This window comes from Acinetobacter sp. YH12241, from assembly GCF_013417535.1.
GTDB lineage: Bacteria > Pseudomonadota > Gammaproteobacteria > Pseudomonadales > Moraxellaceae > Acinetobacter.
In genome coordinates this window covers 1-14566 of record NZ_VPDQ01000020.1, presented here as the reverse complement: position 1 = coordinate 14566, position 14566 = coordinate 1, and the positions used below count along the sequence as shown (strand labels likewise).

Below are 14566 nucleotides of genomic sequence, written 5' to 3'. Positions count from 1 at the left end.
CTCTCCCTAACCCTCTCCTTTAACAAAGGAGAGGGAATGTTGCGAATCAACTTTCTTTCATGACAATTTCGCATGAAAGCAAAAACTGTCATCTTTTAAGTTTTATCAATTAAATCACCGCAGCCAATTCAGCACCCTGACGGATTGCACGTTTCGCATCCAGTTCACCTGCTTCTTTGGCACCACCAATGAGATGCACGTTTTTACCGGCAGCTTTCAGTTCATCAAACATGGCAGTATAAGATTCCTGACCAGCACAGATAATGACATTATCTACGTCTAACACTGTAGGTTGATCATTCACTATAACGTGCAAGCCCTGATCATCAATTTTTTCATAGCTTGCACCGGCAATCATTTTGACATTACGATGTTTTAAGCCAGTACGGTGAATCCAGCCTGTGGTTTTACCCAGACTTGAACCGACAGAAACTGCTTTACGCTGCAATAAATAAATTTCACGTTCAGGCTGTTCTACATTGGCTGTCTTGAGTCCACCAACATTTTCATAGTTAGTGTCGATTCCCCATTCATCATAGAATTTTTCCGGATTGACACTACCACTTTCGGTCCCATGACTGAGCAGCTCGGCTGTATCAAAGCCAATACCCCCTGCACCAATAATCGCCACACGCTGGCCGACTGGTTTACGCTCTCTTAGTACCTCCAGATAAGACAACACTTTAGGATGATCAATTCCAGGAATATCGAGCTGACGCGGTGTCACCCCAGTGGCAACCACAATGTCATCAAATTCGGCTGAAACCAGCTGATCAAAGGTCGCGGTGCAATTTAATTTCAATTGAATACGTGGTTGCAACTCAATCTGACGTTTGAAATAACGCAAGGTTTCATAAAACTCTTCCTTACCTGGAATAGTCTTCGCAATATTAAATTGCCCACCAATCTGCGCCGAAGCTTCAAATACAGTGACATGATGACCACGACCTGCTGCATAGATAGCAAAGCTTAAACCTGCCGGCCCCGCACCGATCACTGCAATATTTTTGGCTAAATTGGTTTCCTTAAAGATCAGTTCGGTTTCATAACAGGCACGTGGATTCACCAGACAGGTGGCAATTTTCATCGAGAAAATATGATCCAGACAGGCCTGGTTACAACCGATACAGGTATTGATTTCATCACTACGGCCCTGTTCTGCTTTTAAGACAAACTCAGAGTCTGCCAGCATTGGACGTGCCATTGACACCATATCAGCATCGCCTGTAGCCAGGACATATTCTGCCATTTCCGGGGTATTAATACGGTTAGAGGTAATAAGAGGAATATTCACCTGACCTTTTAGCTTACGCGTAACCCAGGTAAAGGCCGCACGTGGCACTTTGGTAGCAATGGTCGGGATACGCGCTTCATGCCAGCCAATACCGGTATTAATAATCGTCGCGCCCGCTTTCTCAATGGCTTTGGCGAGTTGGATTACTTCTTCTAGAGTTGAACCGCCTTCAACCAGATCCAGCATCGAAAGACGATAAATAATAATAAAGTTCTCACCGACCATTTCACGGGTACGGCGTACAATTTCAATCGGGAAACGGATACGGTTTTCATAGCTGCCACCCCATTCATCATCACGATGATTGGTACGTGCTGCGATAAACTCATTGATCAGGTAACCTTCTGAGCCCATGATTTCCACACCGTCATAACCGGCATACTGAGCCAGTCTGGCACAGTTAGCAAAATCATCGATGGTCTGCTGCACTTCAGCCGAGCTTAAAGCATGCGGTTTGACTGGATTAATCGGTGCCTGAATTGAAGACGGCGCAACATTTTCCGCCTGATAAGAATAACGGCCGGTATGCAGGATCTGCATGGCAATTTTCCCGCCAGCTTCATGTACAGCTTGGGTAATCACTTTATGCTTTTCAGCTTCTTCAATCGTATCGAGCTTGGAACCACCCTGAAAAGTGACGCCATGATCATTCGGCGAAATACCACCTGTGACAATTAAGGCTACACCACCCTTGGCACGTTCTGCATAAAAGGCAGCCATCCGATTATAACCGGCCGGTGCTTCTTCTAAGCCCACATGCATGGAGCCCATCAAGACACGGTTTTTAAGCGTGGTAAAACCCAGATCCAGTGGGGCAAGTAAATTCGGATATTTAGACATTTCAACTCCCTAGCGTGCAGATGTGCTGGCTATTTTTATTCAGGCTGACTGATTTACTTCCATCAAGCAGCAGCCTTATGCAACTTGTTGCACTAATTTATAGTGCAGAATTGATTTTTATGCAACATGTTGCATAATAATCCCGAGTCATTTTTTTGAGACGTTTATGTCTTTATCACATGTTTTACTCACCAGCCTGATTGAGAAACCGAGCACCGGCATTGAACTGGCACGCCGTTTTGACCGCTCCATGGGCTTCTTCTGGAATGCCACCCATCAGCAGATCTATCGTGAACTGAATGCCATGCTGCAAAAAGGCTGGATTTCGACCATAGAAGAGGAAGATTCTCATAGCCGTAAAAAAACCTATCAGGTAGAGCGACTCGGCCGGGAAGAACTGGCTAACTGGATGCTGGAGCACAGTTCCCCAGCACAGCTTCGGGAAGAACTGATGGTTCGTCTGCGTGCAGAAGCCCAGCTTGGCGGCAACAGCACCTTACCTGAACTGGAACGCCATCTAGAAATACATAAAGAGAAGCTTAAAACCTATCAGCAGATTTTCGCCAAAGACTTTGCTCAAGCTGACAAAAATGACCGAACCCTGTATATTCATAAAATGATTCTGCAACTGGGTATTGATCAGGAACTGGGCTGGATTGCCTGGCTGGAACAGGTTATTCCCAGACTTAAACAATTCGATGTAGAAAAATTATAAATACGGAGATATGCATGCCCTTCTATACCATGCCAGATGGCGAACAGTTATTTGTACGTGAATACGGTCAGGGTCAACCGGTACTGGTCCTATCAGGTCTAGGCATGTTGAGCTGGCAATGGGCAGCTTTTCTCTATCCACATCAGAAAAATTTCCGCTTTATCATTCCCGAGTGGCGTGGTTTTGGGGCGTCTAGTCACTGTAAAATCCCGCAAGATGTGGATGCAATTTCGAGTCACTGGCTTGATGTTCAGTCGGTGATCCAGCAGCTCAATTTAGATCAATTCATTGTAATTGCTTACTCTATGGGCGCAACCACTACCATGCATGGCTTGTGCTATGGAGATTTTTCCAAACACATAGCAGCTTATTTGCATATTGATCAAACACCGAAGATTCCGGTGGATGATGCCTGGGCATTTGGACTTTTTGGTCCACGCCATCAGGAATTTATTGAAATTTTGCAGCAGCTTTCATCACTACTTGCAGAACATCAGCATATTGAATTCATTCGAGATCTGGATACTGCAGTACGTCAGCAGATTGCAGCATTATGGCTGCGCTTTATCCAGCTACAAAATGATCGTCCAGCCAGTTTGAAAGTATTTAAGTTCATCATGAATCAACCTCGTCTGCAAAGCCTGCTCCTGCCTTCTAGCCGGGTGGATTATATGACGTGGTACATCAATAATTATTTATATCATCAGGAAGATTATCGTGAAGCTCTGGCGAAGCTTACTTGTCCGGTGACTTTCTTTAGCGGTGTGCAGTCCAAACTCTATCCTGTTGAAGGTCAGCGCCTGATTGCCCAAAGCCTGCCTCAGGCTAAACAGATATTTTTCACGAAATCTGGCCATACCCCCTTACTGACCGAACCACTCAAATTTGCCAGGGAGCTCGGTATCTTTCTGAAAGACAATTTACAGTCGAGTTCATCAGCGGCCTAAAGATTCAGGAGAAGAAATCATGAAAAAACTGGTGGTGTTTTCAGGTGCTGGCATGAGTGCGGAAAGTGGGATCAACACCTTCCGTGATAGTGATGGGCTTTGGGAACAGTATCGTATAGAAGAAGTGGCGACACCCGAAGCTTGGGCTAAAAATCCGGAACTGGTGCAACGCTTTTATAATGCCCGACGTAAAAACATTCTGGAAGCGCAGCCAAATGCAGCTCATCAACTCATTGCCGAACTTGAAGATGATTTTGATGTCCATGTGATTACCCAGAATATTGATGATCTGCATGAACGTGCTGGAAGCTCCAAGGTCATTCATCTGCATGGCAATATCCGCCTAGCCAAAACCTCAGGCCCGAATTGTCAGTACACCACCGAGTTTTATCCGATTGAAGGGACTGAATTAGATTTAACTAAACACTTCTGTAAGGAGGGCTATCCACTACGTCCACATGTAGTCTGGTTTGGCGAAGCCGTACCTGCTTATGAAGAAGCACAAGATTGTGTACAGGATGCTGACATTTTCGTGGTTATTGGAACTAGTCTGCAAGTATATCCTGTTGCTGGCTTAATCCATGAGATTACAGCTCACTGCACAGCTTATTATATTGATCCCAAAGCAGATCAACAGCATTTACCCGCCCAGTTCCACAAGATTTCCCAGACGGCCACAGAAGGCATGAAGACCTTACTTAAATTACTTGAGTCCGAGATCTAGTCATCATTCAAAATTCGTATTCTATAGTTGACAGTATGCAACAATCATTTTTTAATCAGCCTATTGTTGCAGGAATGGAATTAAACGATGCTGACTGATCTGGATGATTTTTACTGTTTTGCGCAGGTCGTTGAACATGGCGGCTTTAGTGCAGCCGAACGTGCCACCGATATTCCCAAATCCAAGCTCAGCCGCCGTGTTTATAATCTGGAAGAACGCCTTGGTGTCCGCCTGATTCAGCGTAGTTCTCGCCATTTTGCAGTCACTGATATTGGCATGAATATCTATCGACATGCACAAGTGATGCTCAGTGCAGCACAGGCCGCCCATGATCTGGTGGATCATCTCAGTACTGAACCGCGTGGTACCATTAAAATCAGCCTGCCCGTCTCCATTGCCCAGAATGAAATGGCAAAAATCCTGCCGGATTTCCTGAAAAAATATCCTGAAATTAAAGTCCAGATGATGATCACCAATCGACGTGTGGACATTATTAATGAAGGTTTTGATCTGGCCTTACGGGTACGGACCAGCCTGGATGATGATCCGAATCTGGTAATTCGTCAGTTTGAAAAAATTGAACAACATCTGTTTGTCAGTCAGGGCTATTTAAATGAATTTGGCGATCTTAAAACACCTGAACAGCTCTCTGAACATAAAATTTTAAGCATGGCTGAGGAACATACTGAACAGTTCCTGATATTGCAGAATGAGCAGCAGCAACAGAAGAAAATCCGGATCAACCCGACCGTAATGGGATCAGACCTGAATATGCTGGCACAACTGGCAGCTTCAGGCTGTGGTATTACCTTATTGCCCGATAATGTCGTGCAGCAATATATAGAACGGGGCGAACTGGTTCGGGTACTTTCAGACTGGAAAACGGCACATGGAATTTTCCATCTGGTTTATCCTTCCCGTCGTGGTCTGTTACCAGCTGTAAGAGTATTTATTGATTATCTGGTTGAGCATCTGCATCTTGTATAAATAGACATATTTCCGGCAAAAAAAATAGCTCATTCTTGGGGAAAAATGAGCTAATAAAAACGATTCACTACAGCATGAAGTGAACGAAAGGAAACTACTACCGCCAAGCCAAATCTAATATACAGCAATCAGACATCTAACAAAGCAAACATCAACTAACTATAAATAGATTAAGAGAATTTGGCTGGTTAAACCACTTCTTCATGTAGTGTTTTGTAGACTTTCGTCACTAATAGCAAGCAAGCTGTAATTTATGTAAGCTACTGTATTTCAATGCATAACATGAAAAATAATTTAAATTTCCGGATATTCGCCAGTGCCTTCTGGCCACGGCGATAACAGTTCAAAACCTGTTTCAGTCACGACTACCATGTGTTCCCATTGAGCCGACCAGGATTTATCTGCAGTCACGACTGTCCAGCCGTCCTTCAACTCTTTAACACGCGCTTTACCCATGTTGACCATAGGCTCAATGGTAAAGACCATGCCGGGTACCAGTTTGATGCCCTGACCTGGTTGCCCGTAATGCAGAATGTTTGGCTGTTCATGATAAATTTTACCAATCCCATGACCACAATATTCACGCACAATGGTGTAGCCTTCACGCTGTGCAACAGACTGGATTGCATAACCAATATCGCCTAGGGTTGCGCCCGGTTTAACGGCATGAATCCCGGCAACCATAGCTTCATAAGTGGTTTTGACCAGACGTTTGGCTTCAGGAGTTGGTGTACCGACATAATACATTCGACTGGTATCGCCAAAATAACCGTCTTTAATGATCGCAACGTCAATATTAATAATATCGCCATCTTGCAAGACCGTATTCGGAGATGGAATACCATGACAAACCACTTCATTCGGTGAAATACAGGTGGTTTTGGTATAACCATAATAGCCAATATTAGCTGGCGTCACTTTTAGTGTATTGACGATAAAATCATGACAGATGTCATCCAGATATTCAGTTGTGACACCCGGCTTGACATGCTCCCCGATCATTTCCAAAACCTGTGCAGCCAAACGCCCAGATATACGTAATTTTTCGATATCTTGTTCGGTTTTCAGAGTAATCGCTGGAGCTCGCATGGATCTATCCTCAAGGTGAATCAGGAAATTATAGTCCTTTTTCAGCCAAGATGCGCATTTGTTCGCTCTGCATGACAATTCTTAAAACTTGCTATAGAGAATTTCACTGCTGCTTATTTATACAAACAATAAGCCTTAAATGATTGAGTGAAGCCTAAATGATTTATTTATTTAAAAATAAATTATATTTTTTTCAACTGAATATCAAAGATATATTTCTACCAAGCTTTTAAAGTTCACATTATCCGATCGTCAAGATCAGTAAAATCAAGGCTTTCAGGATTAAATTAAACTCCAAAAATCATCATATATACACTAAAATCGCTTTCTTTTATTTATTTGTTCTCCCTCTATGACAAGTCTCCGTACAAGAGATATTGTGGCCTTAGGTTTTATGACCTTTGCACTGTTTATTGGTGCGGGCAACATTATCTTTCCACCGATTGTGGCTCAACAAGCCGGTGAGCATGTATGGTTAGCTGCCCTAGGTTTCTTGATTACGGCAGTTGGCCTACCTGTCATCACCATCGTGGCATTGTCACGTGTTGAAGGTTCAATTCAGATCTTAAGTTCTCCTTTAGGTAAAGCTGCCAGTCTTTTACTGACTGTCGTGTGTTATCTGACGGTTGGGCCTTTATTCGCGACACCACGCACCGCAACCGTTTCTTATGAAATCGGCTTCTCTTCATACTTTGGCAATGCACCTAGCAACCTGCTGATCTATAGTGTGATCTATTTTGCTGTAGTGACTTTAGTTTCCCTTTATCCAAATAAGATTCTGGATACGGTTGGTTACTTCCTGTCCCCAGTAAAAATTATCGCGTTGATCATTTTAGGCGGTGCTGCAGTATTGATTCCTGCCGGCAAACCACCTGCTGCAGTGGGTAACTATGTTACAAGCCCGGTCACTGAAGGCATCGTTAATGGTTATCTGACCATGGATACCTTAGGTGCATTGGTCTTTGGTATTGTGATTGTGCGTGCGATTACTTCTCGTGGCGTAACGGATCGCAAGCTGATTACCAAATATGCAGTCAATGCAGCGATTATTTCAGGTATCGGTCTGACACTGGTGTATCTCAGCCTGTTTAAACTAGGCTTAGGTAGTCATGATGTTGCCCCTAATGCTGCGAATGGTGCGATTATTCTGCATGCCTATGTACAACATGCTTTTGGTGATATGGGGGCTTATTTCCTTGCTACCATGATCTTTGTTGCCTGCATGGTGACTGCGATTGGCTTAACCTGTGCATGTGCTGAATATTTCTCGTCTATTACTAAATTGCCTTATAAAGCCTTTGTCTTTGTATTGGTCGGCTTCTCGCTGGTGATTTCAAATCTTGGTTTGACTAAATTGATTGCCGTGTCTGTGCCTGTATTGAGCGCGATTTATCCGCCTGCAATTGCAGTGATCCTGCTGAGCTTCTGCGGACATTTCTTTAAAAAGCCTGCTCAAGTCGTTGCACCAACCACACTGGTTGCCTTTATTTTCGGGGTATTTGATGGCCTTAAAGTTGCCGGCTTTGATTTACCTGAAGTACTACAGAATTTACCGCTTTCTGAACAAAACATGGCATGGCTTATCCCAGCCCTAATTGTTCTCGTGATTTCAGCTGTGATTGACCGTATCAGAAACTAATCTTTCTGGACAGTGTCAATAAATCGTCTTTTTACCCAAAACACGATTTAAGCATGATCAATAATTGTCAGGTTTTACCCAAACGGACATTTATTGGTTCAATTCACTGCATATTGATTCATCCGAAAGCGTTTAATTAAATAAAGTGGATAAAAATCCATCTATGAAATAATCCAGATATTCATTTGACCAAAACACTACAATCATTTTCAAAATTATTCAATTTCATTGACTTATATCAACATTCCAACACTATTTATTATTCTTACGCATTCCATATACACGTGCTTACACTCTCTTCCCAGTAAATCACAGATTGTGGCGTACAATTTGCTTTTTTCCGCTTGTACCATTTAAGTTTTATTCACTAATCCACTCTTAAACCCCAATTTAAGCGCTTAAATGGTCCAGATAAATTGCTGTACTTTGATATTTTTTTAGCTCTACGACTAAAGTTTCTGTATTTCTCCAGCACAGTCATCCGGAGCTATTGAAAAGTTCTAGTATTCGCAGTACAACTGTATGTTCAATCCTGATTAATTCACTCAGTTTTGGACATCAATAACACTAAAAATAGGAGGGATGGAGATGTTATCAATACATTTCAATAAGCAAGTCTTCATTGACGCTCTTAAAGCCAATTCAAACCTTGTGGTGTTCTTAAGCACCACCTTTGCGCTTATGTTGACTTTAATCGTGCATTGCGTAATTCAAGGAAATTTAAAGCCAGAGTACTTAGCGTATGCGCTGATCGTCTCGGCTGCATTTTACCTGTGGGTGGTCATTGACCAGAAATATCGCTAATCAACACCGGTGTTGAACCATATGGATGACCTGGCCACTCATCCATATGGTAGAAGAAAAAGAAAAGTCCAATTCAAGTATTCTCTCTTCCCACTTAGAATAAAAATAACCTAAAAAATCCCTTGCGCTGCGCCCCAAAACAAAACTCCTGTTCCACCCAGCTCCGCCAAAATTAATCCGATCATCGCCAAAGTCATCAATATGCCGGGTAATTGAAACTTACCTAATTGATGCGGTTTTCTAAATTGGTTGGTGGTATCTTTCAGCATACCATGCAGGATATAAGCGCCAATAGAAAAGCTGAAAAAAGCCAGATTCAGTACCACACAGAGTAGATTTATAGTTTCTGAAAATTGAGAATAATAAGCCAGCACTGCAAGGATCAGCGCTGCCGGTGCATACAGCAAGCTACTACGATGTGCGATATCGACATAATAATGTGCCCGTGACTGTGCTGAACTGCGAATCTGTAAATACTTCCATACCCCAGTCAGCATCCCCACCCACAAGAAAATTCCACTAAATAATATTGCCAGCTTAACTGCCAGACTTAGTTCCATTGGCTGCATAAATAAATTCCATTACATTCATTATTTTGACTTTTTAGTCATATTTTAAAGCCGTTCCTATTCGGAACTGGTGTAGATTAATTCTTGATAATGATTCCAAAAATATAGTGTAACGCATGTCCGAATTCGAAACATTGACCATTAGGTGCAAGGATGGCTATCCATTGACAGCACGTTTTTATACAGCGAATGAAGCAGCCCGAAAATCTTTACCGGTATTGATCTGTCCAGCGACCGGAATCACCGCTCAGTTCTATCACAGCTTTAATGTCTGGCTGCAAGCGCAAGGCTATGATGTCTTATGTTTCGACTTCCGTGGTATTGGACAATCATTGAATGGATCTTTAAAAAAATCCAAAGCCAGCATCGTGCAATGGGGTCAGTTAGATATTCCAGCAACGATTGATGCTTTACTGGATAAAACTAAAGCAGAAAAAGTGATTCTGGTCGGCCATAGTGCTGGCGGTCAGTTACTCGGTATCGTGCCAAACTATGACAAAGTAGCGAAAGTCGTCGCTGTTTCTGGTTCAACTGGTCATGTCAAAGGCTTAAAAGGTCGAACCAAACTACTCGCTCCTGTCATGTTTGATGTGATCTTTCCTCTATCACGCTTTACTCTGGGTTATGGCCCAACCAGCAAAATTGGTATGGGTGAAAATCTGCCGAAAGATGTGGCAAAACAATGGGCACAGTTCTGTAGTAAGCCGGGTTATGTCATTAATGCCATTGGTAAGACTGTGCCAAAAACCGAAGATCATCATGAGCAAATCACCTGCCCGATTACAGTGCTATGGAGTACGGATGATGAAATTGCCACCGAAGCCAATGTCAAAGATTTGATCCGTTTATATCCAAATGCAAATGCCAGTCATAAAAAACTCAAGCCCTCCGCTTTTGGACATAAAGCCATTGGACATATGCTAATGTTTAAACGTAGCCACCAGAATTTATGGCCGGTGATTGAACAGGAAATCACAGCGATTTAACTCTTTTTCATTTTTGTATTTTGATACCATCAGGCCTGTAACCCGACCTGATGGTTTTTTGAGTTAATAAGATTCTTTATAAATTCCATCATATATGCGCTCTAATACACAAGATGACTAGTCGCTAACCATAGGCTTTTTAATGTCTGAACATTTATAAAATCAATTTATTAATGTGGGCGTGTTGATGCGCAGTATAAAGCATCCCCTTGATCATTACCTGCAGTTACACCATTTATTTGACCTGATGGAAGCAATGAAATGGCGACGTTATGCGTCACATCATCTGCATCTAGAGGATTTGGATTCACTGCAGCAAATAAAGCACCCTCACTATATTGCACCAAAATTGCGTCATCTTTGTCTTGATTAATACGAGCGGAAATTGTCAATTTACCGTCAGTAATACTTAATATTTCACCGACTTTCGTTAATACACATTTTTGACCAAATACCGAAATCAATTGATCTTCTTCGAAATCTGGAAGTACGCTAGAATTACAATATTCATATCGACCGAATTCCTTTGGATCATAAGGAACACAAGCGCCTGTATTTACTTGTATATTCAATGGATCAACTAAAGCACTATTAGGTTTATCTGGTATAAAAGATAAATTCCCATCCTTAACCAATATCAATAAAGCATCATAATCTTTAATTGTATTTCCAGTTCGAATTGCTTCCAATAAATTTTGTATAACTTGATGAATTGGATCAGCTATTTCAACCTTACCATTAAAAATATCGACATTGTTTTCAATGCCATAACCTTTTTTAATTAATTCAGTTAATAATTCAAATTGACCTGAATTTAATTTATCGGTAGATATCACCCCTGATTTGTACCATATTTCAGGTAGTTGTGAGCTCCCATAAGCTATAGATAAATCTGTTAATGGGTTTACATTCACATTCCCGGCTTTTTGCGCATAGCCATAATATTTTCGGTCAGCTTGCACCTCGATACGACATGGAAACTGTGATGCGTTGACCTCACCAGACCACGCTCCATCTTGATTTGTACTTACCTTAGATTTAAATCCACTGCCATCTTTGCAGATTGCATTTACTTCTGCTGAAGCCAACGCTTTATTAGCGAATGCAACACCTGAAATTTCTGCGTAAGTTGTTTGGGTGAGATTATTATTGGATTCATTGGTTGAAGAATTAGAACTATCAGAACTTCCACTGCCACCACATGCGGATAATAAACATGAGAGTGCTACTCCCAATAATATTGGATGTTTTTGTTTTATGAACATTATAACTAACCTAATTTTTATTTAATTTTATAATTTTTAAGTTGTTTTAGAAAAAACTTGCCAACTCTATCACATTGATAAGCGTCATTAAATTAATAGAAATACCATTCGTCTTAAATTAAGACAATCTTTTGGTTTGGTAACTCCCCTACTAAACTGATTTTAAAATAAAGATCAAACCGAATATAAATAAATCAGCTGTTAAAAATCTGGTGAGGAAAATACGATATTTATATCCGTCCATGCAGTTCTGTGTTCTAATACACTTAGTATGAGATGAGCCTCTTACAGTATGTGCCTTAGATGTGCATACGACTAGCCCCTAACCATGGGGCTTTTTCATGTCTATATGATTTTAAAGTCGTATTAACATTTAACCGAAAAATGCAATGATACTCTGAATGACCACAGCATTCACAATATCAATAAAAAATGCACCACACAGCGGTACGATCAAAAAGGCTTTATGCGATGGACCATAACTATTGGTGACCGCCTGAATATTGGCAATCGCCGTCGGGGTTGCTCCCATACCAAAACCACAATGCCCTGCCACCAATACGGCTGCATCGTAATTTTTTCCCATGATTCTAAAGGTCACAATTGCGGTAAATAAAATCAGTACCGCTGTCTGCGCAAACAAAATGGTAATGAGCGGGCCTGCCAAATCGGCCAGCAACCAGAGTTGCAGTGACAGTAAAGCCATAGATAAATACAGGGACAATGACGCGTTGCCAAATACATCAATGGCACGGTCGAAAATATCGACTTTCAGTACATGCTCCAGGAAGTTACGTACAATCACCCCTGTACCTAAAGCCCAGACAAAGGTCGGCAGTTCGAACCATCTTCCCTGACTAATCTCTGTCATTTCATTCGCAACAAAAATACATAGCGCAAACATCCCCAAAGTCGACACTGCATTACTGGCTGTAATCAACCGGGTTTTCTTTGGATATTCGAAGGGTGCGGTGTTGATGCTAGTATCGAGTTGTTGCTCATTGGTCTCTTGCGCTACTGTCTCTGCCAATTGATTGCGTTTAATCAGGAATTTGGCAACCGGACCGCCTACAAGTCCACCAATAATCAAACCAAAAGTAGCACTGGCCATACCAAGAACAATTGCCCCCTGGATTCCATATTGAGTTTCCAGAACTTCACCCCAAGCACCAGCAGTACCATGACCCCCTGTTAAAGTAACAGAACCGACAATCAGACCAATCAATGGATCAAGCCCAAGTGCTGTGGCTAAACTCATGCCAACCGCATTTTGTACAACTACAAATAGAATGACACAGACCAGAAAGATCAGCAGTGATTTCCCACCTTCTTTGAGCTTGGTAAAGTCTGCACTTAAACCAACAGAGGTAAAGAACATCAGCATCAGAATGGTTTGAATTTCTGAGTCAAATGTGGCACTGATATTAAAAAATTTATAGAGAATAAAAGCTGTAATCGCTGCGATTAGACCGCCGATTACAGGCTCAGGTAAGTTATAGTTTCTAAAGAAGCCAATTTTACTAACAAGATACCGCCCAATAAAAAGAAAAAATACTGCAATCACCAAGGTGCCAAAGGCATCGATTTCATAATTCATAACATTCCCTATTGGCTTTATTTTCATAAAGTTTTAGGAAAACAGTATGAAAAATCAATTTTAGAAATGTTATGCAAGTTATTGTTTCTAGTAATTGTTTAATTTATGTCCTAAATAGATTCAATTAATACGATGGAATATCATAAACCCAATTGTGTGCTTGCTGGTCTGTCGTACTTTCACAAACATAATAATCATGATCCCAAGCATCTTGATGGAAGATTTCTTTTTTATGGTAAGTCACCTTTTTACCATTTTCGACACAGATAAAACTGTCGCCTTGGTCTTTCACTTGGGTTGCGTTTAGGAAGCCACCGATACAGAGAAAGCGGGATTATTTGGGCATGTATCTACATCAATAATTGAAGATATTAATATTATAATTTAATTTTTAACATGATAAACGTTTAAAAGAGAATCATTTGGTACTTCCATTTTTATATAAACCCCATTCTTTAAGAAGCCTATTAATGTATTTTTACCTCCGCCCCTAAAAAGGATATCAACATTATTAATTCTAGTATAATTTATTTTATTTCCCCCCATACTCTTCATTAATATCAACTGTGCAAAATCATTTTTAATATAAATACTAGTTTTCATGACTCTCACATTAGTTTTTTCCATTGAAAAGTTAACTATTTTTTCAATTACATTATATTGACCACCCATTAAAAATGGTATGATCAAAAAAGCCCCCATAAGAATAGATAAAGCATTTTTTCTTTCTCTAAGTTTATTTTTGAGAATTTTTTCATAAGCATTTTCAATACTAGAATTATTATTCAATATTTTAGATAAATATTTATATTCTAGAGAGATATTATAGATCAATATATAAAAGATATATAAATAAATACATACAATTATATAGTATAAAAATTCAGCAGATTCAAGACTAAAGGAAACAACTAAAAAAATAAAAAATGATATTAGACAAATAAGAAAACTAGTAAATTTATCAAATTTAGGAATAATTAATTGGCGGATTCAAGCGGCAAGTGCAACAGTATAAAAACCAGCCATAACTTCACTCGGTGTATACCAACCTAGTGTTTTTCTAGGACGATGGTTGAGTGCAAATTCTATCTGCTCTATTTGTTCGTTTGA

14 protein-coding genes and 1 pseudogene are annotated in these 14566 nt (G+C 40.8%); 7 read left to right on the top strand and 8 right to left on the bottom strand.

Features of this window, described 5'->3' with window-relative positions; all coding sequences use genetic code 11:
* Positions 1–109: 109 nt before the first annotated feature.
* Positions 110–2134, bottom strand: coding sequence for an NADPH-dependent 2,4-dienoyl-CoA reductase (locus FTV18_RS11235; protein WP_180018316.1), 2025 nt, complete (start codon positions 2132–2134; stop codon positions 110–112).
* A gap of 166 nt (positions 2135–2300) precedes the next feature.
* Between FTV18_RS11235 and FTV18_RS11230 the strand changes: the two genes are divergently transcribed.
* The 4 genes from FTV18_RS11230 to FTV18_RS11215 all read left to right on the top strand — a co-directional run bounded on the left by FTV18_RS11230 (position 2301) and on the right by FTV18_RS11215 (position 5507).
* Complete coding sequence (locus tag FTV18_RS11230) at positions 2301–2849, top strand: PadR family transcriptional regulator (RefSeq protein WP_180018314.1); 549 nt, start codon at positions 2301–2303, stop codon at positions 2847–2849.
* A gap of 14 nt (positions 2850–2863) precedes the next feature.
* The gene (locus tag FTV18_RS11225; protein WP_180018312.1) at positions 2864–3796 is read left to right on the top strand and encodes an alpha/beta fold hydrolase; all 933 of its coding nucleotides are present in this window, start codon (positions 2864–2866) and stop codon (positions 3794–3796) included.
* Between the two features lie 19 nt (positions 3797–3815).
* Positions 3816–4520, top strand: coding sequence for an NAD-dependent deacylase (locus tag FTV18_RS11220; protein WP_159123161.1), 705 nt, complete (start codon positions 3816–3818; stop codon positions 4518–4520).
* An 87-nt stretch (positions 4521–4607) separates the two neighbouring features.
* The gene (locus FTV18_RS11215) at positions 4608–5507 is read left to right on the top strand and encodes a LysR substrate-binding domain-containing protein (RefSeq protein ID WP_180018310.1); all 900 of its coding nucleotides are present in this window, start codon (positions 4608–4610) and stop codon (positions 5505–5507) included.
* 294 nt (positions 5508–5801) lie between these two features.
* On the opposite strand, the gene map is transcribed toward FTV18_RS11215, so the two are convergent.
* Entirely contained in the window at positions 5802–6596 is a 795-nt protein-coding gene (gene map / locus FTV18_RS11210) for a type I methionyl aminopeptidase (RefSeq protein ID WP_166134899.1), read from the bottom strand.
* Positions 6597–6948: 352 nt separating this feature from the next.
* On the opposite strand from map, the gene brnQ reads away from it, so the two are divergent.
* Both brnQ and FTV18_RS11200 read left to right on the top strand, forming a co-directional pair.
* Complete coding sequence (gene brnQ / locus FTV18_RS11205; protein WP_180018308.1) at positions 6949–8235, top strand: branched-chain amino acid transport system II carrier protein; 1287 nt, start codon at positions 6949–6951, stop codon at positions 8233–8235.
* Positions 8236–8823: 588 nt separating this feature from the next.
* A complete protein-coding gene (locus tag FTV18_RS11200; protein WP_099338976.1) occupies positions 8824–9039 on the top strand; it encodes a hypothetical protein in 216 nt (71 codons plus the stop codon).
* Between the two features lie 110 nt (positions 9040–9149).
* Here the strand turns inward: FTV18_RS11200 and FTV18_RS11195 are convergent, their stop codons facing one another.
* Positions 9150–9608, bottom strand: coding sequence for a hypothetical protein (locus FTV18_RS11195; protein ID WP_180018306.1), 459 nt, complete (start codon positions 9606–9608; stop codon positions 9150–9152).
* A gap of 116 nt (positions 9609–9724) precedes the next feature.
* On the opposite strand from FTV18_RS11195, the gene FTV18_RS11190 reads away from it, so the two are divergent.
* Positions 9725–10594, top strand: a complete 870-nt coding sequence (locus FTV18_RS11190) for an alpha/beta fold hydrolase (RefSeq protein ID WP_180018304.1) — start codon at positions 9725–9727, stop codon at positions 10592–10594.
* Between the two features lie 170 nt (positions 10595–10764).
* On the opposite strand, the gene FTV18_RS11185 is transcribed toward FTV18_RS11190, so the two are convergent.
* From FTV18_RS11185 to FTV18_RS11165, 5 genes and pseudogenes are all read right to left on the bottom strand, one after another.
* Entirely contained in the window at positions 10765–11859 is a 1095-nt protein-coding gene (locus FTV18_RS11185; protein ID WP_180003715.1) for a hypothetical protein, read from the bottom strand.
* A 373-nt stretch (positions 11860–12232) separates the two neighbouring features.
* On the bottom strand, positions 12233–13456 hold the full coding sequence (gltS, locus tag FTV18_RS11180) for a sodium/glutamate symporter (RefSeq protein WP_104484060.1): 1224 nt from the start codon (positions 13454–13456) through the stop codon (positions 12233–12235).
* Positions 13457–13580: 124 nt separating this feature from the next.
* A complete protein-coding gene (locus tag FTV18_RS11175) occupies positions 13581–13775 on the bottom strand; it encodes a hypothetical protein (RefSeq protein WP_257229522.1) in 195 nt (64 codons plus the stop codon).
* Between the two features lie 65 nt (positions 13776–13840).
* Positions 13841–14245 (bottom strand): hypothetical protein, encoded by a 405-nt coding sequence (locus FTV18_RS11170; protein WP_180018302.1) that lies wholly within the window; start codon positions 14243–14245, stop codon positions 13841–13843.
* A 201-nt stretch (positions 14246–14446) separates the two neighbouring features.
* Positions 14447–14566 (bottom strand): annotated as a pseudogene (locus FTV18_RS11165) (IS30 family transposase); the annotation flags it as partial.

What these genes read in the sequence shown, in the direction of transcription:
- map (WP_166134899.1), bottom strand. Translation starts at nt 6,596, where the DNA reads ATGCGAGCTCCAGCGATTACTCTGAAAACCGAACAAGATATCGAAAAA.
- FTV18_RS11200 (WP_099338976.1), top strand. Translation starts at nt 8,824, where the DNA reads ATGTTATCAATACATTTCAATAAGCAAGTCTTCATTGACGCTCTTAAA.
- FTV18_RS11220 (WP_159123161.1), top strand. Translation starts at nt 3,816, where the DNA reads ATGAAAAAACTGGTGGTGTTTTCAGGTGCTGGCATGAGTGCGGAAAGT.
- FTV18_RS11225 (WP_180018312.1), top strand. Translation starts at nt 2,864, where the DNA reads ATGCCCTTCTATACCATGCCAGATGGCGAACAGTTATTTGTACGTGAA.
- brnQ (WP_180018308.1), top strand. Translation starts at nt 6,949, where the DNA reads ATGACAAGTCTCCGTACAAGAGATATTGTGGCCTTAGGTTTTATGACC.
- FTV18_RS11190 (WP_180018304.1), top strand. Translation starts at nt 9,725, where the DNA reads ATGTCCGAATTCGAAACATTGACCATTAGGTGCAAGGATGGCTATCCA.
- FTV18_RS11235 (WP_180018316.1), bottom strand. Translation starts at nt 2,134, where the DNA reads ATGTCTAAATATCCGAATTTACTTGCCCCACTGGATCTGGGTTTTACC.
- FTV18_RS11215 (WP_180018310.1), top strand. Translation starts at nt 4,608, where the DNA reads ATGCTGACTGATCTGGATGATTTTTACTGTTTTGCGCAGGTCGTTGAA.
- gltS (WP_104484060.1), bottom strand. Translation starts at nt 13,456, where the DNA reads ATGAATTATGAAATCGATGCCTTTGGCACCTTGGTGATTGCAGTATTT.
- FTV18_RS11185 (WP_180003715.1), bottom strand. Translation starts at nt 11,859, where the DNA reads ATGTTCATAAAACAAAAACATCCAATATTATTGGGAGTAGCACTCTCA.
- FTV18_RS11195 (WP_180018306.1), bottom strand. Translation starts at nt 9,608, where the DNA reads ATGCAGCCAATGGAACTAAGTCTGGCAGTTAAGCTGGCAATATTATTT.
- FTV18_RS11230 (WP_180018314.1), top strand. Translation starts at nt 2,301, where the DNA reads ATGTCTTTATCACATGTTTTACTCACCAGCCTGATTGAGAAACCGAGC.